The following is a 21,822-nucleotide window of genomic DNA, read 5'->3' as shown; positions in this document are numbered from 1 at the left end:
CGCTGCGGGCGCGGTGATCAGTCTTCGAACTCGGGCATCACTTCGCCACGGCGCCAGGCATTGATGCCGTCCAGGCCGCCAGTCTTTTCCAGGAAGCGCAGTGTGTATTCATAGCCGGCCTGTTCCTGCGCCCGGCCCAGTTTGAAGGCGAGCAGGCCCATGCCCGGCACGGTGGGTGGCTTCAACAGCAGATCGCTGCCCAGGCCGGTGCCACGCAGCATGCGCCCGGAGGTGATCTGCATGGAGCGCGCGGCTACTTCACCAATACGCGGGAAATCATCGCCCTTGCGCCGCCCGCGCAGCAGCTGCCAGGCGAGCGCCAGCCGCGACGGCACGCCGCCATAGGCGCTCTTCACCCGCCACTCGTTGCCGTGCGAAAGCATGGACACCATGTTGGGCCCGTTCTTGATCGCTCGCATCACCGAGATAGGCACGTTGTTCATCACGCCACCATCGACCAGCACCTGGCCCTGTTCGTTGATCCACGGCGGCAGCGCCACCGGGATGGCGGTGGAAATGCGCAGTGCCTGCCAGGTCAGGCCGTGGCGCACCACTTCCAGCTCATTGGTGGACAGGTTGGCGCCCACCGCAAAGTAGTTCAGCGGCAGGTCTTCCAGGCGCGCATCGCCGAGCTGGTTCTGCATGCAGGTATCCAGGTGGCGGTGATCGAGCAGGCTGTACCAGGGCAGGGTGAAACGGCCCAGCGCCTTGCTGCGCAGGAAGAACTGTTCGTAGTCGAGCATCATCGCGGCGGCGTCGTGGCCGGCCGCATAGGCATGGCCAACCACCGAGCCGATCGAGGTGCCGCCAATGATGTCCAGTGCGATGCCCGCTTCGGACAGGGCGCGCAAGGTGCCGATATGGCCGGCGCCGAGTGCACCGCCGCCACCCAGTACCGCACCTAGCGCACGCCCGGTCAGCAGCCGCGCCACCCGCGCATAGTCGCCAGGCTGCTCCAGCGCCAAGTGGTGATGCAGGTGCAAGGGCCGCTCCTGCAGCCAATGTCGGGTGTGCCGGATCGCATCGCCGCTGTGTGCGCGCCATAGCAGCAGGCCGATCTGGCGCGGCCGGAACAAGGGCAGGGCATAGGCTTCCAGCGCGCTCAGCGGCACCGGCCCTGCGTGCGCCTGATCCTGGCGGCCGCACAGCAGCAACTGGTCGCAGTGGCGCAGCGCGGCACGGTCCCAGGCGGCATTGCCGTCACCGGTCACCAGCATCAGCTTGCTGCCGGCATGTTCCTGCATGCCCAGCCATTGCGAGAGCTGCTGCTCGTTGTCGGCGGCCACGTCCGCCGGCAGGTCGCGCGCGCGCAGTGCAACGGCGGCCGAGCCGCTGGCCTGCAAGGCCTGCAGCAGGCGTTCGACCAGCATTTCCGGAACAGGCACGCTGCCGGCCGGGCACAGGCCGATGGCATCGGCGATGCGTGGCGCCATCGCCGCCGCCGCCGAAGTGGTGGCGGCCAAGCGCCGGCCCAGCACGCGCAGGATGGACTGGGTGAAGCCCGGTTGCGCGGCGGCCACGTGGTCGAAGCTCTCGCGGCTGAGTTCCAGTACTTCCGAGTCGCGGCTGGCCACCACGTCGGCAGTGCGGCTCAGTCCGCCGAAGAAGGCGATCTCGCCGACCGGCTCGCCCGCGCCGATCTCGGCCACCAGGTGGCCGCCATTGAGCAGCACTTCAAAGCGCCCGCGCAGCACGTAATAGACATGGTTGGCGGCCTCGCCCTGGCGCACCAGGTGCTCGCCCTTGCGCAGCTGCAGCCGCCGCATCTGTGCCAGCAGGCTCTCGCGTTGCGACTCGGAAAGCCCGGCCAGCAGGTCGGAACGGGGGGCGGTGGCAGTATCCAAGGGGCAGCTCGCAAGGGGTAACGGTGACGTTTGCCCCTCTGTTATCGCCGCAGACCGTAAGAGTGTGCTGAACCGGGGAGTTGGCAGGCCCAGCCGGCGGCCAGAGCTGCGCTGCGCCGGCCATGCCAAGCGGAGGCCGAGCTTGCCGGCAGCGCCCGGGCAGCGGGGTCCTTTCGCTGACTGGTTTTCAATGCACGGGCGGGATTCAAGAGGTGCATTGACAGGTGTGAAGCCGTCAACGTTTGTAAGCTTGAAGGCGATGGCTGGATTGGAAGAAAAATGGTAGTGGCATAGCTCCAGGCCACGGACGTTACGTATCTTTCCTTGTCCACCGTTTGGGATTACATCATGGCCAAGATTGAGAAACTTTCCCTCCCAACCACTAGAGCCATGCGTTCTTTCAGACGTTGACGGTGGCGCAAGCAATTGGAGTGGTGCGAATAACAGGTTTGTAGAATGCAGGACGCCAGAGAGTTTTTGACTCCCTAAAAGAGGCTGCGCCAGAAGATCGAGTGATCCATCGCGCAATTGCGGATCGCTGCTTTGCATCGTAGAAATTGCTTGTCATGTATGAACTTGCCCCGCGTATGCGGGGCTTTTCATGACGTTCGAAGCGGCTTCCGCCGCTGCTTGGAGGCTTCGTCGCGGTGGTTGTCAATATGTGCACTAACCGCTTCCGCAGCGACGGGCGTTGTCTGCTTGGCGTAGAAGCAGGGCCACGGTTCATGTGGCATCATTATGTTCCGATTAGGGGCATTTGCCTGCGACTTAAGATGGACAGGGGGAACATGAAAAAGACGGCTATTACCATTGCGCTCGCACTATTGCTGGCTGGTTGCAACGGCGCAAAGAACACCGAAATTCCGACAGATATCCAAAACCTTGATTCGATCAAGACAGCGGTGGACAAGCTGGAGCCGGAGGAGCGCGAACTTGTCGCAGGCTACGTCCTGCGACATACGCTTGGAGCAGCGTTTGGAGACAAGACCGCAGGAATCCCACCCGGAGTGACTATCGGCAAGGCCATCGATGAGCAACGCGACTTCTTGGCCCAGAAGAAAATCGAGGAAGCGAAGCAAGCCGCGTTGAAGGCAGAGCTCGAGGCCAGAAAAGAAGCGGCTATGAAGCAAATGCGTGATGCCGTCACAGTCACGCTGGTGAGCAAAGCGATTGAAGTCGAGCGCGGCTACAGCGGGATAGTCACAGATGAGCAGTTCGCTGTCAGTTTTGGATACAAGAACAACACCGACAAGGCTATCGCTGGCGTCAAAGGCTACGTTTCGATAAAGGACCTTTTCGGCGACGAGATATCCGGTTTCGCTCTTTCGAACGACGACACAATTGAACCAGGGAGCAGCATGACATGGCTCGGCAGTCGCTCAGTGAAGTATGCCGTTGGGAATAACAATGATCGCAAGCTGGCAGAGTTGGACGACACAAAGTACAAGGTCGTATGGGAGCCGCAAGTGATCGTTTTTACCGACGGATCTAAGTTGGAGCAGCCGCAGGGGTAATGGTGTGCACCGACCGGCGGCAGCCGAGCGGAGCACGCGCGAAGTCTGCAGCGGATATCACTATGCCCGCTGTAGCTTCTGCCACTTTTTCGTAGCTTGGTCGCGCTGCCCATCTAATGTGGGCAGCCAGCACGTCAGCAGCGACCAGCCATGGAGACTTCTGGCTGCCCAAGCGGAACACAGGAACGGGCAACAACTGGCGCGCAGCGCGCTTGTTCGCCTCCTCCGGCGTCTTGCCGAAGTGATGGCACCACATCTTCGCGGACATGTGTTTGGAGTCGATCTGAGTGTTCTTCATGTCTACCGCTATACGACGCCCAAAATAAAGGCGGGCGGCTCAACGAGCCGCCCGCTTTCGTCAACCAAGCGAGATCGCAAAGCGATCCATCGGAAGGCGGACTTTCTTGAGCCCGTAGAGCCAGTCGTTCTTCTCGTCCCTACGGCCCAGGGCCAACAGGGTCACAGACTTGAGGCCAAGGGCTCGCAGATGCAAAAGCACATCGAGTGCCTCCTTATCGAACCCCTCCATTGGGGTTGCATCCACTCCGAGCTCCGCCGCAGCGGCAATGGCCATTCCAAAGCCAATGTGAGCTTGTTTTGCTGAGTGGTGGTGCTGTTGTTCCTTGGTGAAAGTTGCAAACAGGTTGCGCAGGTTCTGCATCACATCCATGTTTCTGTCAAATGGCAGGCTTCGCTGTGAGTAGATGTACTGGTACATCTCTTCCATGCGTTCATTGTCCATCTCGTCCCAGGAGGCGAAAACGAGGAGGTGAGAGGACTCGACAATCTGCGGCTGACTGAGCGCGATCGGGGATATCTTTGCCTTTAGTGCAGGGTTGCTGATCACGATGATGTTGAACGGCTGCAGGCCTGCAGAGGTCGGGGCCAGTCTGGCGGCCTCTATGATCTGGGCTACAAGTGAGTCGTCAAGCTTCTCTCCAGTCATGCGCTTTGTGGCGTAGCGCTCGTTCAGAGCTTCCAGCAGTTTCATTGATTTTCCCGGTTGTTGGTGTGGGCGAAAACTTCTGCAGCCATTGCTTCCAAACCCTTGGATGTACGGCCTAGAAGCATTTGAAGGTCACGACTTTCTATTTCGTATTGGTGATCTCGAATATCCAGTACTGTCCCTTTGGTCAGATAGATCTCGAAGGTGCTGGCATGGTTGGCGGCCATGTGCTTATGAAAATGATCAGGCCCGATTTGATGGTAGGAGAGGCGTGTTCTTTGAAGTTTGGCTAGCGAAGCGGCAACATCTGAGTAGCCGTAGGACTCGAAGCCAACGAGGTTGTAGGTTCGGCTTTCGTGTCCATTACTCGATATCGCGTTGGCCGTTGCTTCGGCCAGCTCTTCGCGCAGCACGTAGGGCACGCGACCATCTCCGCCAGGGAGAGCAATTGAGGAGCCAATTAGCCCAGAGCCGACAATCATCGGTATGGCTTCGGCGTACATGGTGTTCCTCAGAATGGTGTGCTTCATGCCGCTGGCCTTGATGTAGTCTTCTGTCTCGAAGTGACTATTCATCAATCCTCGAACATGAGAATTTTCGATCGATCTGATCGCGAGGCTCGTATAGAAGATGTGCTCCACCCCAGCCTTCTTTGCGGCATCGACAACGTTCCGATGTTGATCCGCTCGGTTATGGGCCATGGTTGAGATCAGCAGAAGCTTTTTTATGCCGGCTAGTGCCGAGCCCAGGGTGTCGGGCTTGTCGAAATCGCCATAGCGGACGTTGACATGGCCTTCACGTAGTCGATCAGCTTTTGCCTCATCTCGCGCTAGTGTCGTGAAAGCAGTAGCGCCAACCTTCTGGATGAGATGAGATACGACGCTGGCGCCAAGCTGCCCTGTTGCGCCTGTAATTAGCATCATCGCGCTGCTTCCGAGGAGAGGGGCGGCAGCTTCGTCCAGTCAACGCCACAATTCACTATCCACTTGTATAGTTGTTTCTTCTGGCTGAAAGCGGATGATTCGGCATGCTCAACGAAGAAGAGATCGACGTATGCAAGGCAACGTTCGTCATGGCCGTAAAGGACGCAGTGAATGTTGTGAGTGGGAAGTGGAAGCTCGCAATAGTCTGTGCGCTACTGCAGGACGGGCAACGATTCAGCGATCTTGAGCGCCTTCTTGGCTCCGTCACATCACGCAGTCTGTCCAAGGACCTGAAAGAACTTGAGTTGAATGGAATCATCACCAGGGGAGTGGTTCCGGGGAGCAACTCGAGCGCAGTGATTTATGAGCTGACCAAGTCGGGGCGTAGCTTGGAGAAGGTGATCATGGAGATGGCTAGCTGGGGGCAAGTCCATCGCCAGGGGATCAGGTCGAAGAATCCAGCACTTCGCTACGAATCTCTACCAGTTGAGTAGTGAGGCCGCTTGCCGGCTCGTTACATCATGGAACTGAGGATAGATACACATGTCTACGTTAGAGCTGGGCGTTGTGAATAAGATGTTCCAAGCATTCAGCGCCAAAGACCTTGAGGCAGCTGTTGCCACTGTTTCGGAAGATACGGTGTGGACACATCATGGGAGTCAGAAACTTCCTTCGCTGCACTTTAAGGGAAGGTCAGGAGTTCGGAAGTTCTTTGCGACGAACTTCAATACGATGCATGCGGAATATTTCCGCGTACTGAAGACCATTCAGTCAGGCAACTTGGTTGTCGCTTTCGGCGAGGAAAATTCCCTGATCGATGGCCGGGATGGCAACTTCGCTCAGAAGTGGGTGCAGGTTTACACAGTGGTTAATGGCCTGATTACGCGGATGGAAGAGTTCGCTACTTCCGCGGAGGAGCCGGAGTACATTGTGGTTGAGTAGCGGAATCAGCGAATGATTCGGCACGGGCTCGCTTGATACAGCGGGCCTGTTTTTTTTGGGTTTGCTCTCACGATGCGCGTTGCAGCTTCAGCCACTGCTTCGTGGCCTCGTCGCGCTGCCCATCGATGTAGGCTGCCAGTACGTCCGCAGCAACGAGCCACGGCGACTTCTGGCTGCCCAGGCGGAAGACCGGGATGGGTAGCGCTTGGCGCGCAGCGCGCTTGTTCGCTTCCTCCGGCTTCATCCCAAAGTGCTGGCAGCACTTCTTCAAGGGGATGTGACCGGTACCGAACTCAGCGAGCAGCAGGAAGACGGTAGTGGTGGTCATTGGTTGTGTCCTTGCTTGCTGCATTGGTCTGCCAGGGCGTCCAAGCGGGCGGCGTTGGCCAGATAGTGGTTGACGCGTTCCCCGCGGATGATCGGAAGGAACTGAAAGGCTTTTCTAGCCTCTTCGGCTGCCGCTCGATTGGCATCCGCCTTTCGCCGTGGGTCATGGCTAAAGCTGTCCAGCTGTCCGCGGTCGCTCCTCATGCGAACAGATCCAGTTGGGCTGGCGAAGTTGCCGATTCCTGGCGCTGTGCTGCTCGCTGCCGGGCATTTGCGCACAGACCATGAGGGTCCAGAAGAACGCGCTGCTGCGCCGGGTGCGCGCTTCGGTGAGATACACCCGCGCGGAGTGCTTAGCTTGAGCGTTCAGTCTCGGAATTTTTTTGATGCCTGCACTGGACCGTTTGGAGCCCGCAGGGGCAGTAGTTGCCGGTGGATCGTGGCTTCCAATATGTTCCCCAACCTGAAGGCTCTCGCGGCTTGCCCAACGAGGGCGGCCGAATTAGGCGAAAATAGTGCCATCCACGCATCACAAGATCCCGCGCTGCATGCCTTCCCTGCCTCAAAACACCCGCTACGCCGACTCCCTGCGCCTGTCCGTTGCGCCGATGATGGACTGGACCGACAGGCATTGCCGGGTTTTCCATCGGCTGCTGGCGCCGGGTGCGCGGCTGTATACCGAGATGGTGCATGCCAATGCGGTGATCCATGGCGACCGTGAGCGGCTGATCGGTTTCAATCCGGTCGAGCAGCCACTGGCGCTGCAGCTCGGTGGCAGCGATCCGGCCGCGCTGGCGCAGGCTGCGCGGATTGCCGCCGATTGGGGCTATGACGAGGTCAACCTCAACTGCGGCTGCCCGTCGGACCGCGTCCAGGCCGGGCGCTTTGGTGCCTGCCTGATGCGCGAACCTGAATTGGTGGCGGACTGCGTCGCGGCAATGGTGGCGGCGGTGGATATCCCGATCACGGTGAAGTGCCGCCTGGGTGTGGACGAGGACAAGGACTACGAGGTTTTTGCCGGTTTTGTCGACCGCCAGGCCCAGGCCGGTGCCGCGATGGTGGTGGTTCACGCCCGCAATGCCTGGCTCAAGGGGCTCTCGCCCAAGGAGAACCGGGAGATCCCGCCGCTGCGTTACGAATGGGCCTACCAGCTCAAGCGCGAGCGCCCGCAGCTGCCGGTGGTGATCAACGGTGGCATCGCCACGGTCGAGGCCGCCCAGCAGCACATGCAGCACCTGGACGGGGTGATGCTCGGCCGCGCGGCCTACCACGACCCCTACGTGCTGCACGCGCTGGACTGTGCCCAGACCGGCCAGCCGCTGCGTGGGCGTGAGGAACTGCTGCTGGCGCTGCGCCCGTATGTGGAGGCGCAGCTGGAGGCCGGCCTGGCCTTGAAGCACATCACCCGTCACCTGCTTGGCCTGTTCCACGGACAGCCCGGCGGGCGTGGCTTCCGCCAGGTGCTCAGCGAGGGTGCGCACCTGCCCGGCGCCGATTGGACGCTGCTGGAGCAGGCGCTGCAGGTCACCCGCCGCCAGGCTGCGCGGGTAGCCTGAGCGCTGGACCCCGGCGGCGGCCCGCTGTTTGTCCGGCCATTTTGCTGAACGGGTGTACGGGGCAGGGGCAGGGTTCAGATCGGATTCACCCCTAAAAATCAAGAATTTGGCTCAATTTCGTGAGGTCCATGGAAAATCTCCCCGGGCCGTTGTTTACGAATTTTGAACGTTGCCTCGCCGTCCGCTAGGATCTGTCACATGCACTCGCTTTCCCGTCGTCGTCTGCTCGTCGCTCTGATTGCCGCGCTGGTCGTGGCCGGTCCGGGCGTGGTCGTGGCGTCGGCCCAGCAGCCGCAGCCATCGCGGGGCGAACACGCCCGCGGGATTGAAGGTGGCGAGCGCGTCGCACGCGCCGGCCGGCCGGCCAATGACCGCTCGTTGTCCGATGCGGTGCGGCGTGTGCAGCGTGAAACCGGTGGGCGCATTCTTGGCGCTGAGCGCGTGCCGTATGACGGCCGTGACATCAATCGTGTCAAATACATGGATGACCGTGGGCGCGTACGCTACATGGACGACCCTTCGCCTTCACGAGACCACCCGCGCGACCAGCGGGCGGAGCTGCCACCACGCGGCGATAACTCCTGAACAGCGATAGTGGTTGTGGTTATTGAATACACACGCTGGCCGCTTGGCCGGCCCAAAGTACTAGGGAGAGTTCATGCGTATCCTTCTGGTTGAAGACGAAGCCCCGCTGCGGGAAACCCTTGCGGCCCGCCTCAAGCGCGAAGGTTTTGCCGTGGATGCCGCTCAGGATGGCGAGGAAGGCCTGTATATGGGCCGCGAAGTGCCGTTCGACGTGGGCATCATCGATCTGGGCCTGCCCAAGATGTCGGGCATGGAGCTGATCCGCGCGCTGCGTGACGAGGGCAAGAAATTCCCGGTGCTGATCCTGACCGCGCGTTCCAGCTGGCAGGACAAGGTCGAGGGCCTGAAGCAGGGCGCCGACGACTACCTGGTCAAGCCGTTCCACGTCGAAGAGTTGCTGGCCCGCGTCAACGCGCTGTTGCGCCGCGCCGCTGGCTGGTCCAAGCCGACCCTGGAATGTGGCCCGGTGGCGCTGGATCTGGCCGCACAGACGGTGAGCGTGGCCGGCAGCAATGTCGACCTCACCAGCTACGAGTACAAGGTGCTGGAGTACCTGATGATGCATGCCGGTGAGTTGGTCTCCAAGGCCGACCTGACCGAACACATCTACCAGCAGGACTTCGACCGCGACTCCAACGTGCTGGAAGTGTTCATTGGCCGCCTGCGCAAGAAGCTGGATCCGGACGGTGAGTTGAAGCCGATCGAAACCGTGCGTGGCCGCGGCTACCGTTTCGCGATTCCGCGCAACGAGGGCTGAGCCCCGTAGGGGCATTGCATCATGACGGGCCGTCAGTGGCTATTGAAGCGTTGGCGGCCCCGCTCCCTGCAGGCCCGCCAGCTGCTGGCTGCCTCGGTGGGCCTGGTGGCCTTCCTTGCGCTGGCCGGTTATGCGCTGGATGCCGCGTTCGGCCAGACCGCGCGTGACAACCTCAGCGAGCGCCTGAAGAACTACGCCACCGCCTATGCCGGTGGCATCGATTTCACCCGCGATGGCTCACTGTACATCCGCGAACAGCCACCGGACCCGCGCTTTGATGTGCCTGGCAGCGGCCTGTACCTGCAGGTTGTGATGCCCGGCCATGTCGCCAACTCGATGTCGGCCGAAGGCCCGATGCTGCCGGATGTGAGCGAGCGTACGCTCAAGCCGCGCGAGGAAGTCTTCGAAGGCCCACTGCCCATCACCCAGATCGACGGCACGCCCGGCGAGGTCTACCGCTATGGCATAGGCCTGGTATGGGGTGGCGATGGCGCGCCCGAATCCGAATTTCCGTACACCATCTACGTGCTCGAGGACTCGCGCGCGCTGGGCATGCAGCTGCGCAGCTTCCGCGCTGCGGTGTGGTTCTGGCTGGGTGTTACCGGCCTGATCCTGCTGTTGCTGCAGACACTGGTGCTGCAGTGGAGCCTGCGCCCGCTCAAGCGCGTGATCAACGAACTGACCCGCGTGCAACGCGGCGAGCGCGAGCGCATGAGCGAGCTGCATCCGCGCGAGCTGGAACCGCTGACCGAAAGCATCAACGCCTTCATCGAAAGCGAGCGCGAAAACCTCGAACGCCAGCGCAACACGCTGGCCGATCTGGCGCATAGCCTGAAGACGCCGTTGGCGGTGCTGCGCACCCAGCTGGAAAGCGGCAACAGCAGTGATGGCGAACTGCGCGAAGAGGTAGGCGTGCAGCTGCAGCGCATGAACAATCTGGTGTCCTACCAGCTGGCGCGTGCGGCATCGTCCGGGCACAAGCTGTTCTCCGCACCGGTGCCGATCGAGACCACGGCCGAAGAGATCGTGCGTGGGCTGGAAAAGGTCTACGCCGCCAAGGGTGTGCTCTGCGAGTTCGAAGTAACGCCGGGCGTGAACTTCTACGGCGAGCCGGGCGACCTGCAGGAGCTGCTGGGCAATCTGCTGGAAAACGCCTTCAAATGGGCCAACCGCCGGGTACTGCTGACGGCGCGGCCGATTACCGCAGGCAACGGCAAGCGTGCCGGCCTGATGCTGGCGGTGGACGACGATGGCCCGGGCATTGCCGAGGACAATATCGCCAAGGTGCTGCAGCGTGGCGTGCGTGGCGATGAGCGCGTGCAGGGCCACGGCATCGGCCTGTCGATCGTGCAGGACCTGATCAAGGCCTATCGCGGCGAACTGCAGGTCAAGCGTTCCGAGGAACTGGGCGGCGCCCGTTTTGAAGTGACCTTGCCGCCGGGCATCTGACCTCGGAAAGGCTGAGGGTTCGCCGGCCGTGTGTGTTCGCTGCGTTGGCTGTGCGGGGGAGCCCCAAAGCCAAAGTCAAAAACAAACCCCTCCCCAGCCCTTCCCTACGCACTGCGTGCGCAAGGGAGGGAGCAGGGCATGCGCTCTGCCCCCTCCCTTTGGCGTAGCCAAGGGGAGGGCTGGGGAGGGGTTGGCAGTTGATCCTGCTCTACCGCAGCCCGCCTTCAACCGGCCCATAAAACCGCCGCAGGTGCGCAGCCACCGCCGGCATCGTCTGCACCAGCAGTTCCGGCGCGGAGAAGTGGTACTCGCTGACCACCGCAAAGAACTCCTCCGGTGCCTCCGCCGCATAAGGGTCGATCACGGTTTCAACATCCGCATCCACCTGCGCGCAGAACGCGTCATAGGCCTGCTGGAAATCCCGCGCCCATTGCCGCTGCCATTCGCGCGGCAATGGCGGGGTGCCATCGATGGCGCCATCGAGCGCATCGATCTTGTGCGCCATTTCATGCACCGCCACGCAGAAGCCGGCCTGCGGCTCGGCAATATCGGCCTGCACATCCGCCCACGACAGAATCAATGGGCCACTGCCCCAGGCCTCGCCAATCAGTTCGTCATCCCACTCATGCAGCACGCCGGCCGCATCGGTATGGCTGTGGCGTACGCGGAATGCATCCGGGTAGACCACCAGCTCCGACCAGCCATGCAGGCCTTCGCGGCCGAATTCGATCAGTGGCAGGCAGCACAGCGCGGCCAGCAGCATGCGCTGGCCGTCATCCAGTTGCAGCCCGGCAACCGGGGTGATGGTCTTGCGCTGCAGGAACAGTTCCACCAGGGCGCGCAGTTTGCGCTCGCGCACAGCCGACAAACCGTGCAGCCAAGGGCATTGCTGGCAGGTCTGCTGCCAGAGGGTGTCATCAAGCGGTGGCGGTATGCGCTGCAACCAGCGCAACAACGACTGGATCAGCGGAACATCCCGGGCAACAGGCGGTGCCAGCGCGGTGCACGCAGGCGTGGCAGCAGGTCATCGTCGCTGCCGCCACCGGTACGCGGGGTGACGGTCTTGGCCGGGGCCGGGGTTGCCGGCGGGGCGTTGGCGATGCCAACCGCGGCGGCCGGGGCCGCAACCCGCTCCACTTCAGCCGGGGCGTAGCTGCACGCACTTTGGCCAGCGCCGCCGAGCGCGTCCGAAGCCTGCGCTGCAACTGGCGCCAGCAACAGGATCAGGCAATGAGCGAGGTGGCGCATCGTCAACATCCAAGAGCGGGCTAATTCCCGATTCTAGCCTGCTTTTTCTCCCGGTTTGGGTGGCCGGTGCTGGGCGGCCTGTAAGGCTTGCCGCATAATTTCCAAGTCTGTCGTGAGGGTACTGCTGTGGATGACCGCCAATTGCTGGCCAAGCTGGGTGCCGGGGCGTTGTCCGGCGACGCGCTGGCGCGCGAGCTGGGGCTGACCCGGGCGGCCGTCTGGAAGCGTATTCAAGGGCTTCGCGCCGCTGGGGTGGCGATCGAAGGCCGTGCCGGCGATGGCTATCGCCTGGCCCAGCCGCTGGAATTGCTGGACCTGGCACGGATCCGTGGCGGCCTGCCTACGGCCGTGCAGGCGCTGTTGGCGGAGTTGGAAATCGGCTGGACATTGAGCTCGACCAACACAGAATTGCTGCAGCGCAGCGCGCCTGAGCGCGGAACGGCCGTTCTGCTGGCCGAGCGCCAGACCGGCGGCCGGGGGCGTCGTGGCCGCCATTGGGCCTCGCCGCTGGCGGCGCATATCTATCTGTCGCTGTCGCGTGGCTTCGCCGGCGGCCTGTCGCGGATGGGCGGCCTGAGCCTGGCGGTGGGCGTGGCGGTGGTCGAGGCCCTGCATGAATTGGGCTTCAAGGACGCCGGCCTGAAATGGCCCAACGACGTGGTCGTGGACGGGCACAAGCTCGGTGGCCTGCTGGTGGAGGGCGGTGGCGAGTTTGCCGGCCCGGCGCGGGCGGTGATCGGGCTGGGTTTGAATGTCCGCATGCCAGCGGCCAATGCCGCCGAGATTGGCCAACCATGGACCGATCTGGATACGCTGGCCGGCGCCGAGGTGTCGCGCAATGCGGTGGTGACGGCCTTGCTGGCGGCCTTGCTGCCGGCATTGCAGCAGTTCGAGCAGCACGGGCTGGCCCCGTTCCTGCCGCGCTACGCGGCGATGGATGTGTTGCGCGGGCGCGCGGTGCGGGTGGAAGAAGCGGGCGTGCTGCACGATGGCGTGGCCTGCGGGCTGGCCGAGGACGGTGCGTTGCGGGTGAGCATTGCGGGGCAGGAGACCTGTTTCCATGCCGGCGAAGTCAGCGTGAGGGCGGCATGAGCGATTGGTTGTTTGATCTGGGGAATTCGCGTTTCAAATTTGCACCGCTGCAGGGCAACCGTGCCGGCAGCGTGCAGGCCTGGGCGCACGGTGCCGAGGCGATCACCGCCAGCGCGCTGGAGGCCCTGCCTAGGGGCGACACCGCCTGGGTAGCCAGCGTGGCGGCGCCGGCCTTGACCGAAGAAGTCCTGCAGATCCTGCAAGGCCGCTTCGGCAAGGTGCAGGTGGCCAGGACCTTGCCGCGCTGCGCCGGGGTGAGCGTGGCCTATGCGCGGCCCGAGAAATTCGGGGTCGATCGCTTCCTCGGATTGCTGGCCGTCGCACCCGCGCGGCAATCGGTGCTGGTGGTAGGCGTGGGCACCGCGCTGACCATCGATCTGATCGATGCGGACGGCCTGCACCGGGGCGGTCGAATCGCTGCCTCACCCACGGTCATGCGTGAAGCCTTGCATGCGCGCGCTGTGCAGCTGCCTGCCAGCGGCGGCGACTACGCCGAGTTCGCCAACGACACCGCCGATGCGCTGGCATCCGGCTGCGACGGTGCGGCCGTGGCGCTGGTCGAGCGCAGCCTGCGGCAGGCGCAGACCTTGCTCGGCACCCCGCCGCAGCTGGTGGTCCACGGCGGCGGCGCCTTGCCCTTGCTGCCCTTGTTGGCCGACGCCGATTACCGGCCCGCACTGGTGCTCGATGGTCTGGCGCGCTGGGCGGTTCACCATGACGCGTGTGAACGGTAGGATCGCCGCATGCTGACCCGTCTTCTTATCGTTCTGCTGGCCATCCTCAACGTGGGTGTCGCGCTGTGGTGGATGGCGCCGCGCGCCGAACCGGTGGCCGCCGTGCCGCGCGCCGAGCCCGGCGTTGTCACGCTGGAAGTACTGCCAGCGCCTGCGGCGGAAAACACTGCCGTAGCCGCGCCGCCGGCCGCTGCGGTAGCCGCGACCGCCGCTGCTGCCCCGCTCATTGCAGCACCAGTTGCCGCTGCCAAGCCGGCAGAAGCTGCGCCAGCGCCTGCAGCTGTCGCAACCAGCACAGTCCAGGCACCTCCCGCCGAGGCCAAGCCGGCCGAGCCGAAACCCGCTGCCGCCGTGCAATGCGCCAGCCTTGGCCCCTACGCCAGCCAGGCCCAGGCACAGGCAGCGCTGGCCGCGTTGGGCGCGGATGCGGCCCGCCCGCGCCTGCGCGAAGTGCCCGGCAAGGCCGCCAACAGCTACCGGGTGCTGATCGCCCCGGCAGCCTCGCGCGAGGAAGCCCAGGCCACCGCCAAGCGCATCGTCGACGCCGGTTTCAGTGATTACTTCATTGTTTCCCAGGGCGAGGAAGCCAATGCCGTCGCCCTCGGCCAATACCGCAACCGCGAAGGCGCGGAGCGCCGCCTGGCCAGTCTCACCGCCGCCGGCTTCCCGGCCAAGCTGGCCGCCAGCGGTACCGAAATCGCGCCCAGCTGGTGGGTGGATGCCGCCACCGCCGGCACCGCCACCCCGGCCAGCTTGAAGCAGCGTGCAGCGGCCGCCCAGCAACAGTCGTTGGATTGCGCGCGTCTGCGGTAGAATGGCGCGCCCCGCCACGGTGGGGTTCGGGAAGTACCGGATTTCGAACCAGCTTCCCACCGGTTGCAGCGCGACCATCGCGCAACCGCAGCAGGTAACGCGTCTTGCCGCTTTAGCTCAGTTGGTAGAGCAACTGTCTTGTAAACAGTAGGTCATCCGTTCGATTCGGATAAGCGGCACCAACGCCTGGTTTCATGGCGTCCAAGCAAGTTCAGAGTTCACAGCAAGCCTGCAGAAACGCGGGCTTTTTTGTGGGTTGTGGTCGCGCTTGTGTGCGCAGGGGAGCATGTGGATGCGCATGTCCGATGGAGGGCGTTGGGGCAAGCCCTTCATGCACCGGTCCCCTCTCGATATGCGAGCGGAGCGCCTTCGGGCAGACAGGCCACGATGCGGAAGGTAGGGAGAGGCGGTTTCACGTCTTCCATGAACCGTTTTCACCGTCGCGCTACGCATGCAGGCTGATGTTCTGTGCGATGAACCGATCAGCTCGCAATACCGCAATGCATGACACCTTGGTGGGCTGCGCAGGATGGTCGCTGCCTTCGGCGCACGCTGCGGCTTTCGGCAACGGCGGCAGCGCGCTGCAGCGCTATGCGACGCGGTTGTCGGTCGTGGAAATCAACTCATCCTTTTACCGGCCACACCGCGCGGCGACCTATGCGCGTTGGGCTTCGGTGGTGCCTGCAGGGTTTCGCTTCTCGGTGAAATTCCCACAGACCATTTCGCACCAGCTGCGGCTGAGTGGTGCAGCGCCGCTGCTTGATCCGTTTCTGGAAGCGGTGCAGCAGCTAGGCGGGAAACTGGGCGCGCTGCTGCTGCAGTTGCCGCCCAGCCTGGCTTACGACGGCCGGGTTGCCTCGTCCTTTCTGCGCGCTTTGCGCAGGCGTACGACAGCACGCGTGGCCTGCGAGCCGCGTCATGCAAGCTGGTTCAGCGAGGCTGCGGATGCGATGTTGCGGACGCACGACATCGCCCGTGTAGCCGCCAATCCTGCCCGTTTCCCGCTCGCAGCATGGCCTGGCGGGAGCCGCAGCTGGAGCTATTGGCGTTGGCATGGGCAACCGCGGATGTACTACGGCCGTTACGGCGAGCCGGCATTGCGGACGTTGGCCGGCGATCTGGCCAAGCGCGATGTCAGTGGCCAAGCATGGGTGATTTTTGACAATACCGCCGATGGCTCCGCCGTCGCCGATGCCCTGTGTCTGCAGGCGCTGCTGCGGAAGAAGCCCGATGCCTGAGGGCCCTTCCATCGTTCTGCTGTGCGAGGCCGCTGCCCGGTTCAAGGGCCATACGGTGCGGAAGGCTTCCGGCAACAGCCGTTTGGACCTTGCGCGACTGGAAGGCAGGCGCGTCAAGGCGGTACGCGCCTGGGGAAAACACTTCCTGCTCGAGTTCAGCAACGTCAGCCTGCGCATCCATCTGCTGATGTTTGGCAGTTGGCGTATCGATGAACGCAAGGAGTCACCGCCGAGGGTCTCGCTGCACTTTGACAGCGGTGAAATGAATTTCTATGCGTGCTCGGTGAAGTTGATCGAACAGCCACTGGACGATGTATACGATTGGCGCGCCGACGTCATGAATGATGCATGGGACCCGAAACTGGCGCGGCGCAAGCTCAAGGCCGCACCGGCGCTGATGGTCTGCGACGCTCTGTTGGATCAGACCATTTTCTCCGGCGTGGGCAACATCATAAAGAATGAAGTTCTGTTCCTGACCGGCGTGCATCCAGCCACCCGTGTCGGTGATTTGCCGCCGCGCAAACTCACGCAACTGATCAACCAGGCGCGCCTCTACAGTTTCCAGTTCCTTGAATGGAAGCGCGCCTTCGTACTGAAGCAGCACTGGCAGGTGCATACCCGACGAACCTGCCCGCAATGCGGCGGGCCGGTAAGCAAGCGGTATATGGGGACCACCAACCGTCGTACGTTTTTCTGCCAGAACTGCCAGGTGGATTACAGCTTGGGCCACCGCGATGAGGTTGATGGCGGCGGTGGACAGGAAGAGTGATCGCTTTCGCTGAAGCGCGCGAACCCCACCCATTAGCCCGCTCGGCGCAATAGTGGAGCAGGCCACTACTGCCCCGGTGCGCACTCCAGCTGATAGCGAAGGCTTGCCCGCACCGCCTCCGTGAGGAGGCGCTACGCGAAACCTCGCTTCAGCCGGAGCGCGACGTGTACCAGCAGGATCAGAACCGGCACTTCGATCAGTGGGCCAATGACGGCGGCGAATGCGACCGGCGAGCTGATGCCGAACGCAGCTACCGCCACAGCGATGGCAAGCTCGAAGTTGTTGCCCGCCGCTGTGAACGCGATGGCGGTAGTGCGCGGATAGTCTTTGGCGATCAGCTTGCCCATGAAGAAGCTGACGGTGAACTGGACCAGAAAATAGATCGTCAACGGGACAGCGATGCGCAGCACATCCCACGGCAGTTTGAGTACATCGCCGCCCTTCATGGCGAACATCACCGTGATCGTGAACAACAACGCGACCAGGGTTATCGGGCCGATGGCGGGCAGGAACCTGTGCTCATACCAATCAAGCCCCTTCGACCGGGTCAACGCCCGGCGCACCAGATACCCGGCAGCGAAGGGGATGCCCAGGTAGATCAGGACAGCCTCGGCAACCGGCCAGAAACCTACATCGAGCACCACGCCGTGCAGCCCCAGCGCAGTTGGCAACCAGGAAAGAAAGAACCAGGCGTAGACGCTGAACAGTGCAATCTGGAACAGGGAATTGAATGCGACCAATCCGGCGACGTATTGGTTGTCACCTTTTGCCAGCTGGTTCCAGACCAGAACCATCGCGATGCAACGCGCCAAGCCGATCAGAATGAGCCCGGTCATATACCCCGGCTGGTCGCGCAGAAAGATCACCGCCAGGGCGAACATCAGAACCGGCCCTATCAGCCAGTTCTGGATCAGTGACAGCGCCAGTACGCGCTTGTCCTTGAACACCACGCCCAGTTGCGCGTAGTCCACCTTGGCCAGTGGCGGAAACATCATCAGGACCAGGCCGATGGCGATGGGCAGGTTGGTGGTGCCAACGCTCAGCGCGTCTATTCGGTACTGCAGCCCGGGGAAGGCTGCGCCCAGGCCCACGCCGACCGCCATTGCCAGGAAGATCCAGACGGTCAGGAAGCGATCCAGGAATGACAGGCGCCCGGCAGGCGCCGCAGCCATGTCATTCATCAGCAGTGCCCTGGCGTGCCACAGGATTGATCGCCCGCGCAGCAGTTCTCGGTCAGGTAATCGACCAGGCTGGTCATGGCGTCAAAGTTGGCGCGATAGCAGACCGTGCGGCCGCGCTGTTCTGAGCTGACCAGGCCGGCGGCGGACAACTCCTTCAGGTGGAAGGACAGGGTGGCGCCGGGAAGCGTCAGTGCCTCGGCGATCTCGCCGGCCAGCTTGCCGCCGCGGCCTGCTTCGACAAGCAGGCGGTAGATCGATAAGCGGGTTCCGTGACCGAGTGCGGCCAGCGCCCGCGTTGCAGTTATATGTTCCATAGTTCTAGAATAGTGGAAATGATGAAGAGGGACAAGCCGTGCTCGACCTACCCAATATCCACGCCGGCGCTGTGCAACAGCCTGCCCACTCCGATCTGGACGTGCTGCGCCCGAGTACACACAGGCCGCGCATCCTGATCCTCTACGGCTCGCTCCGGCCCCAGTCCTTCAGCCGGAAGCTCGCCCTGGAGGCACAGCGCCTGCTGGAGCACTTCGGTGCCGAGACCCGGCTATTCGATCCTCATGAGCTGCCAATGCTGGATGCAGTGCCGGCCGATCACCCGAAGGTGCGCGAACTGCGCGAGGCCTCGCTGTGGTCTGAAGGCCAGGTCTGGGTCAGTCCGGAACGACACGGAACATTGACTGCCGTACTGAAAAACCAGATCGACTGGCTGCCGCTGGAGGACGCCGGCATTCGCCCCACCCAAGGCCGCACGCTCGCGGTGATGCAGGTCAGCGGCGGCTCGCAGTCCTTCAACGTGGTGAACGCCTTGCGTTTGCTCGGCCGCTGGATGCGTATGGTCACCATCCCCAACCAGTCGTCGGTACCAAAAGCCTGGCAGGAGTTTGATGAGCAGGGGCGGATGAAGCCATCGGCGTATTACGACCGCGTCGTCGACGTGATGGAGGAACTGGTGAAGTTCACGCTGCTGGTCAGGGATCGCAGTGACTACCTGGTTGATCGCTACAGCGAGCGCAAGGGTGAGGCGGCGGTGGCAGCGCTTGCTGCAGCGTCCGGCGCCACAACTTCTGCCGCGGCCGCAGGAGCCGCAGCATGAAGGCGACGATCTACCACAACCCCAACTGTGGAACCTCCAGAAACGTGCTTGCTCTGCTCAGGCATGCCGGCATCGAACCGGTGATCATCGACTACCTGACCGACACGCCAACCAAGGCGCGATTGCATGAGCTGATCGACAAGGCTGGGTTGACCGTGAGGGAGGCAATCCGCCAGAAAGGAACGCCTTACGCCGAGCTCGGCCTGGACGATCCGGGCCTTACCGACGATGAACTGATCGATGCCATGTTGGCGCATCCGATTCTGATCAACAGACCGTTTGTGGAAACCGACCTGGGCGTGCGGCTCGCGCGCCCGTCGGAAGCCGTCTTGGCCATCCTGCCGCCACTGGCTGCTGCGTTCGTCAAGGAAGATGGCGAGGTGATCATGGATGAACGCGCCAACACGCCGATACCCGGTTCTTCATAGGCGCTCAACGCCTGCAGGAATGCGGATGACGGCCTTCAAGCCGATCAAGATGAATTGACCGCTCCGCCGCAAGCTTCAGTTGGCGGCAGGGAACAGCGTCGCCACCGCACGGGTGCCGCGCGTATCCACATCAAGCGACGCGCGGATCAGGGCCCCCGCAGCACACGGAACCGCGCTGATCATCATCCACACTGCTGCAGTGAGAACTGCGTACATCAATGTCATCGGTAGATGAGCACGCTTGGGTGCAGGGATGCGCCTCGTTAACCGCAACAGGCAGACGCTGGCGATGGAGCTCTCCTGCTCCGTTCAAGGACACGTCAATGAACCGAGCAAACATGAGCCGATTCGCAATGATGCTGGTGATTCCACTGGGCATGGCCGCTGCGGTGGCAAGCGCGGGCAACCCGCCAACGGCACATGACAAGGCCAAGGCCGGGCACACCACGCAGACGGATTCCCAGCAGCCGGGCAGCGATACGTGGATCACCACCAAGGTGAAAGCCGACCTGCTGACCACCAGCAATGTACCGGGCATGGAAATCAAGGTTGAGACCGTCAACGGCGTGGTTGCGCTGAGCGGCATGGTCGGCAGTGCCGCAGAGAAGGAGCGGGCGGTCGCCACTGCGGGCGGCATCCAGGGCGTGAAACGCGTTGATGCGAGTGGTCTTACCCTCGCGGCCAACAAGTAAGCGCGGAACCGCACTTCCCCGCCGCGCCTGCTGGCTGCCGTTGCGCAGGCGCTGATGATGGCGGCAGGAATGCCGTGCAAAGAGCCCCTCGCTGAGGGGCTCTTGCTTGCGTGCCGATGTCAGTTCCGTTTGGCATCGCCAATAGCCGCCGCAATCATGGGGTGAGTACCACCTTGCGACAGTTGTCCTGCCGCTCGTCGAACAGCTCATAGCCGCGTACTGCATCCTGCAATTTCATGCGGTGGGAAATGATCACTTCCGGTTTCAGTCGTCCCTCGCCTATGGCCTCCAGCAATTCCGGCATCAGGCCCTGCACGTGGGTCTGGCCCATCTTGAGGGTCAGGCCCTTGTCGAACGCGTCGCCAAACAGGAAACCATGGATGAAGCCGGCATAGACACCCGGTACGCTTACCGTGCCGCCGCGCCGCGTCGCGGCTATGCATTGGCGCAGCGCTTTACCGCTGGAACCTTCCAGTTTCAGCGTGGTGAGCACGGTCTCGGTGGTGCTGCCCTTGGCCTCGAAACCCACCGCATCGATACAGGCGTCTACACCGCGCCCCTGTGTTGCCTGGATGATGAGCTCGGCCGGGTCGTGGTCCTGGTCGAAGTTGATCGGCAGCACGCCATAGGTATCGCGTGCGAATTCCAGCCGGTAAGGGTTGTGGTCGACCATGTAGATGGTTTCGGCACCGAGCATGCGCGCGCAGGCTGCGGCCATGCAGCCCACCGGCCCGGCACCGAAGATCGCCAGCGTTGAACCGGGCTTGACCCCCGCGTTGAGCACTGCCTGGTAGCCGGTTGGCAGAATGTCCGAGAGAAACAATACCTGTTCATCGCTGAGCACATCCGGCACCACCAATGGGCCGACGTTGGCTTTGGGTACGCGCACAAGTTCCGCCTGTCCACCTGCAATGCCGCCGTACATATGGCTGTAGCCGAACAACGCCGCTGGCGGCTTGATGCTCTTCGGGTTCATTGCCGCACCGGGGCCGCTATTGGTGGTTTCGCAGGCGGCGTACTCATTCAGCAAGCAATGGAAGCACTGACCGCAGGCGATGACGAAGGGAATAACCACCCGGTCGCCAGGTTTCACGCGCGTCACCTCCGAACCAACTTCTTCGACAACACCCATGAATTCGTGGCCGAGGATGTCACCATCTTTCATGCCCGGAATCTTTCCGTGAAGAATATGCAGGTCCGATCCGCAGATGGCAGTTGCCGTCACCCGCAGAATCATGTCGTCAGCTGCAATGATTTCAGGATCGGGTACGGTTTCCATGCTTACGTTGTTGGCGCCCTGATAGGTGAGTGCTCTCATGATCATCTCGACGGCTGGGTGTCGCTGGAAACTGCGCTGGCTGCGGTCAACCCGCCGTGATTGGAACCGACATTCGGATCACGTGTGTTTCACCCCATGTGACTATGTTTGAGAGCCGTCCAGAAGAGTCCCTGTCATGGCCAGCCGCAAACATCCCTCATCACCCACTCATCCGGAAAAATCCGCCGCACGTTCTGACAGCGGCCCGGCGCAGGCGAGCTCGCGTAAACCTGTCCGTGACGTGGATGCGGTGCCGAAAGCCATGGATGACTGGTCCGCAGCGCGTGCACACAATGCACAGAAGGCGGCCGAGCACGGCCGGAAAAACGCACTGTCGCCACCGGAGGGTGAGCACTTCACTGCCCCCTCCACC

At 62.7% G+C, this 21,822-nt stretch carries 26 protein-coding genes and 1 tRNA gene; 16 read left to right on the top strand and 11 right to left on the bottom strand.

What is annotated here, in order from left to right; translation table 11 throughout:
- Positions 1–17 precede the first annotated feature (17 nt).
- Positions 18–1,844 carry a cyclic nucleotide-binding and patatin-like phospholipase domain-containing protein gene (locus ABE493_RS04530; RefSeq protein ID WP_346497704.1) on the bottom strand — a complete coding sequence of 609 codons (1,827 nt, stop codon included), beginning with the start codon at positions 1,842–1,844 and terminating at the stop codon, positions 18–20.
- Between the two features lie 788 nt (positions 1,845–2,632).
- On the opposite strand from ABE493_RS04530, the gene ABE493_RS04525 reads away from it, so the two are divergent.
- Entirely contained in the window at positions 2,633–3,358 is a 726-nt protein-coding gene (locus tag ABE493_RS04525; RefSeq protein ID WP_346497702.1) for a hypothetical protein, read from the top strand.
- Here ABE493_RS04525 and ABE493_RS19425 read toward each other — a convergent pair.
- The 3 genes from ABE493_RS19425 to ABE493_RS04515 all read right to left on the bottom strand — a co-directional run bounded on the left by ABE493_RS19425 (position 3,333) and on the right by ABE493_RS04515 (position 5,227).
- A complete protein-coding gene (locus ABE493_RS19425; protein WP_430980715.1) occupies positions 3,333–3,614 on the bottom strand; it encodes a pyocin activator PrtN family protein in 282 nt (93 codons plus the stop codon). The genes ABE493_RS04525 and ABE493_RS19425 overlap by 26 nt on opposite strands.
- Positions 3,615–3,716: 102 nt before the next feature.
- Positions 3,717–4,349 carry a nitroreductase family protein gene (locus tag ABE493_RS04520; RefSeq protein WP_346497700.1) on the bottom strand — a complete coding sequence of 211 codons (633 nt, stop codon included), beginning with the start codon at positions 4,347–4,349 and terminating at the stop codon, positions 3,717–3,719.
- Complete coding sequence (locus tag ABE493_RS04515) at positions 4,346–5,227, bottom strand: NAD(P)H-binding protein (RefSeq protein WP_346497698.1); 882 nt, start codon at positions 5,225–5,227, stop codon at positions 4,346–4,348. The genes ABE493_RS04520 and ABE493_RS04515 overlap by 4 nt, the downstream gene beginning before the upstream one ends.
- Before the next feature lie 104 nt (positions 5,228–5,331).
- Between ABE493_RS04515 and ABE493_RS04510 the strand changes: the two genes are divergently transcribed.
- The gene (locus tag ABE493_RS04510) at positions 5,332–5,721 is read left to right on the top strand and encodes a winged helix-turn-helix transcriptional regulator (protein ID WP_346497696.1); all 390 of its coding nucleotides are present in this window, start codon (positions 5,332–5,334) and stop codon (positions 5,719–5,721) included.
- A 49-nt stretch (positions 5,722–5,770) separates the two neighbouring features.
- Positions 5,771–6,169: a nuclear transport factor 2 family protein gene (locus ABE493_RS04505; protein ID WP_346497694.1), complete on the top strand. Its 399-nt coding sequence runs from the start codon at positions 5,771–5,773 to the stop codon at positions 6,167–6,169.
- A 67-nt stretch (positions 6,170–6,236) separates the two neighbouring features.
- Here the strand turns inward: ABE493_RS04505 and ABE493_RS04500 are convergent, their stop codons facing one another.
- A complete protein-coding gene (locus tag ABE493_RS04500; RefSeq protein ID WP_346497692.1) occupies positions 6,237–6,497 on the bottom strand; it encodes a pyocin activator PrtN family protein in 261 nt (86 codons plus the stop codon).
- A 547-nt stretch (positions 6,498–7,044) separates the two neighbouring features.
- Between ABE493_RS04500 and dusA the strand changes: the two genes are divergently transcribed.
- The 4 genes from dusA (at position 7,045) to ABE493_RS04480 (ending at position 10,843) form a co-directional block, all read left to right on the top strand.
- Positions 7,045–8,052, top strand: coding sequence for a tRNA dihydrouridine(20/20a) synthase DusA (dusA, locus tag ABE493_RS04495; RefSeq protein WP_346497690.1), 1,008 nt, complete (start codon positions 7,045–7,047; stop codon positions 8,050–8,052).
- Between the two features lie 198 nt (positions 8,053–8,250).
- Positions 8,251–8,637 carry a PepSY domain-containing protein gene (locus ABE493_RS04490; RefSeq protein ID WP_346497688.1) on the top strand — a complete coding sequence of 129 codons (387 nt, stop codon included), beginning with the start codon at positions 8,251–8,253 and terminating at the stop codon, positions 8,635–8,637.
- A 73-nt stretch (positions 8,638–8,710) separates the two neighbouring features.
- On the top strand, positions 8,711–9,394 hold the full coding sequence (locus ABE493_RS04485; protein ID WP_057627010.1) for a response regulator transcription factor: 684 nt from the start codon (positions 8,711–8,713) through the stop codon (positions 9,392–9,394).
- 21 nt (positions 9,395–9,415) lie between these two features.
- Positions 9,416–10,843: an ATP-binding protein gene (locus ABE493_RS04480; RefSeq protein WP_346497685.1), complete on the top strand. Its 1,428-nt coding sequence runs from the start codon at positions 9,416–9,418 to the stop codon at positions 10,841–10,843.
- 208 nt (positions 10,844–11,051) lie between these two features.
- Here ABE493_RS04480 and ABE493_RS04475 read toward each other — a convergent pair whose 3' ends face one another.
- The gene (locus tag ABE493_RS04475; protein ID WP_346497683.1) at positions 11,052–11,798 is read right to left on the bottom strand and encodes a zinc-dependent peptidase; all 747 of its coding nucleotides are present in this window, start codon (positions 11,796–11,798) and stop codon (positions 11,052–11,054) included.
- 8 nt (positions 11,799–11,806) lie between these two features.
- A complete protein-coding gene (locus ABE493_RS04470; RefSeq protein ID WP_430980713.1) occupies positions 11,807–12,091 on the bottom strand; it encodes a hypothetical protein in 285 nt (94 codons plus the stop codon).
- Between the two features lie 126 nt (positions 12,092–12,217).
- On the opposite strand from ABE493_RS04470, the gene birA reads away from it, so the two are divergent.
- The 6 genes from birA (at position 12,218) to ABE493_RS04440 (ending at position 16,737) form a co-directional block, all read left to right on the top strand.
- Positions 12,218–13,183, top strand: coding sequence for a bifunctional biotin--[acetyl-CoA-carboxylase] ligase/biotin operon repressor BirA (gene birA / locus ABE493_RS04465; RefSeq protein ID WP_346497679.1), 966 nt, complete (start codon positions 12,218–12,220; stop codon positions 13,181–13,183).
- Entirely contained in the window at positions 13,180–13,917 is a 738-nt protein-coding gene (locus tag ABE493_RS04460) for a type III pantothenate kinase (protein WP_346497677.1), read from the top strand. Before birA ends, ABE493_RS04460 begins: the two co-directional genes overlap by 4 nt.
- Positions 13,918–13,926: 9 nt before the next feature.
- Entirely contained in the window at positions 13,927–14,730 is an 804-nt protein-coding gene (locus ABE493_RS04455) for an SPOR domain-containing protein (RefSeq protein WP_346497675.1), read from the top strand.
- 106 nt (positions 14,731–14,836) lie between these two features.
- Positions 14,837–14,912, top strand: a tRNA-Thr gene (locus ABE493_RS04450).
- 291 nt (positions 14,913–15,203) lie between these two features.
- On the top strand, positions 15,204–15,968 hold the full coding sequence (locus tag ABE493_RS04445; RefSeq protein WP_346497673.1) for a DUF72 domain-containing protein: 765 nt from the start codon (positions 15,204–15,206) through the stop codon (positions 15,966–15,968).
- Positions 15,961–16,737, top strand: coding sequence for a DNA-formamidopyrimidine glycosylase family protein (locus ABE493_RS04440; protein WP_346497671.1), 777 nt, complete (start codon positions 15,961–15,963; stop codon positions 16,735–16,737). The genes ABE493_RS04445 and ABE493_RS04440 overlap by 8 nt, the downstream gene beginning before the upstream one ends.
- A 131-nt stretch (positions 16,738–16,868) precedes the next feature.
- Here ABE493_RS04440 and arsB read toward each other — a convergent pair whose 3' ends face one another.
- Both arsB and ABE493_RS04430 read right to left on the bottom strand, forming a co-directional pair.
- Positions 16,869–17,909 (bottom strand): ACR3 family arsenite efflux transporter, encoded by a 1,041-nt coding sequence (arsB, locus tag ABE493_RS04435; RefSeq protein ID WP_346497738.1) that lies wholly within the window; start codon positions 17,907–17,909, stop codon positions 16,869–16,871.
- 8 nt (positions 17,910–17,917) lie between these two features.
- On the bottom strand, positions 17,918–18,232 hold the full coding sequence (locus tag ABE493_RS04430) for an ArsR/SmtB family transcription factor (protein ID WP_346497669.1): 315 nt from the start codon (positions 18,230–18,232) through the stop codon (positions 17,918–17,920).
- 56 nt (positions 18,233–18,288) lie between these two features.
- Here ABE493_RS04430 and arsH point away from each other — a divergent pair, with 56 nt between their 5' ends.
- Both arsH and arsC read left to right on the top strand, forming a co-directional pair.
- Positions 18,289–19,011 carry an arsenical resistance protein ArsH gene (gene arsH, locus ABE493_RS04425; RefSeq protein ID WP_346497736.1) on the top strand — a complete coding sequence of 241 codons (723 nt, stop codon included), beginning with the start codon at positions 18,289–18,291 and terminating at the stop codon, positions 19,009–19,011.
- Positions 19,008–19,439, top strand: coding sequence for an arsenate reductase (glutaredoxin) (gene arsC, locus ABE493_RS04420; RefSeq protein WP_346497667.1), 432 nt, complete (start codon positions 19,008–19,010; stop codon positions 19,437–19,439). The genes arsH and arsC overlap by 4 nt, the downstream gene beginning before the upstream one ends.
- Positions 19,440–19,514: 75 nt before the next feature.
- On the opposite strand, the gene ABE493_RS04415 is transcribed toward arsC, so the two are convergent.
- The gene (locus tag ABE493_RS04415) at positions 19,515–19,655 is read right to left on the bottom strand and encodes a hypothetical protein (RefSeq protein ID WP_346497665.1); all 141 of its coding nucleotides are present in this window, start codon (positions 19,653–19,655) and stop codon (positions 19,515–19,517) included.
- 122 nt (positions 19,656–19,777) lie between these two features.
- Between ABE493_RS04415 and ABE493_RS04410 the strand changes: the two genes are divergently transcribed.
- Entirely contained in the window at positions 19,778–20,131 is a 354-nt protein-coding gene (locus tag ABE493_RS04410) for a BON domain-containing protein (RefSeq protein ID WP_346497663.1), read from the top strand.
- Positions 20,132–20,285: 154 nt separating this feature from the next.
- Here ABE493_RS04410 and ABE493_RS04405 read toward each other — a convergent pair whose 3' ends face one another.
- A complete protein-coding gene (locus ABE493_RS04405; RefSeq protein WP_346497661.1) occupies positions 20,286–21,449 on the bottom strand; it encodes a zinc-dependent alcohol dehydrogenase in 1,164 nt (387 codons plus the stop codon).
- Between the last annotated feature and the right edge of the window lie 373 nt (positions 21,450–21,822).

It is taken from the genome of Stenotrophomonas terrae, from assembly GCF_039674165.1.
Taxonomy (GTDB): domain Bacteria; phylum Pseudomonadota; class Gammaproteobacteria; order Xanthomonadales; family Xanthomonadaceae; genus Stenotrophomonas; species Stenotrophomonas terrae_A.
Note: the sequence above shows the minus strand (reverse complement) of the source record. Positions and strands in the feature narration are given on the sequence as shown.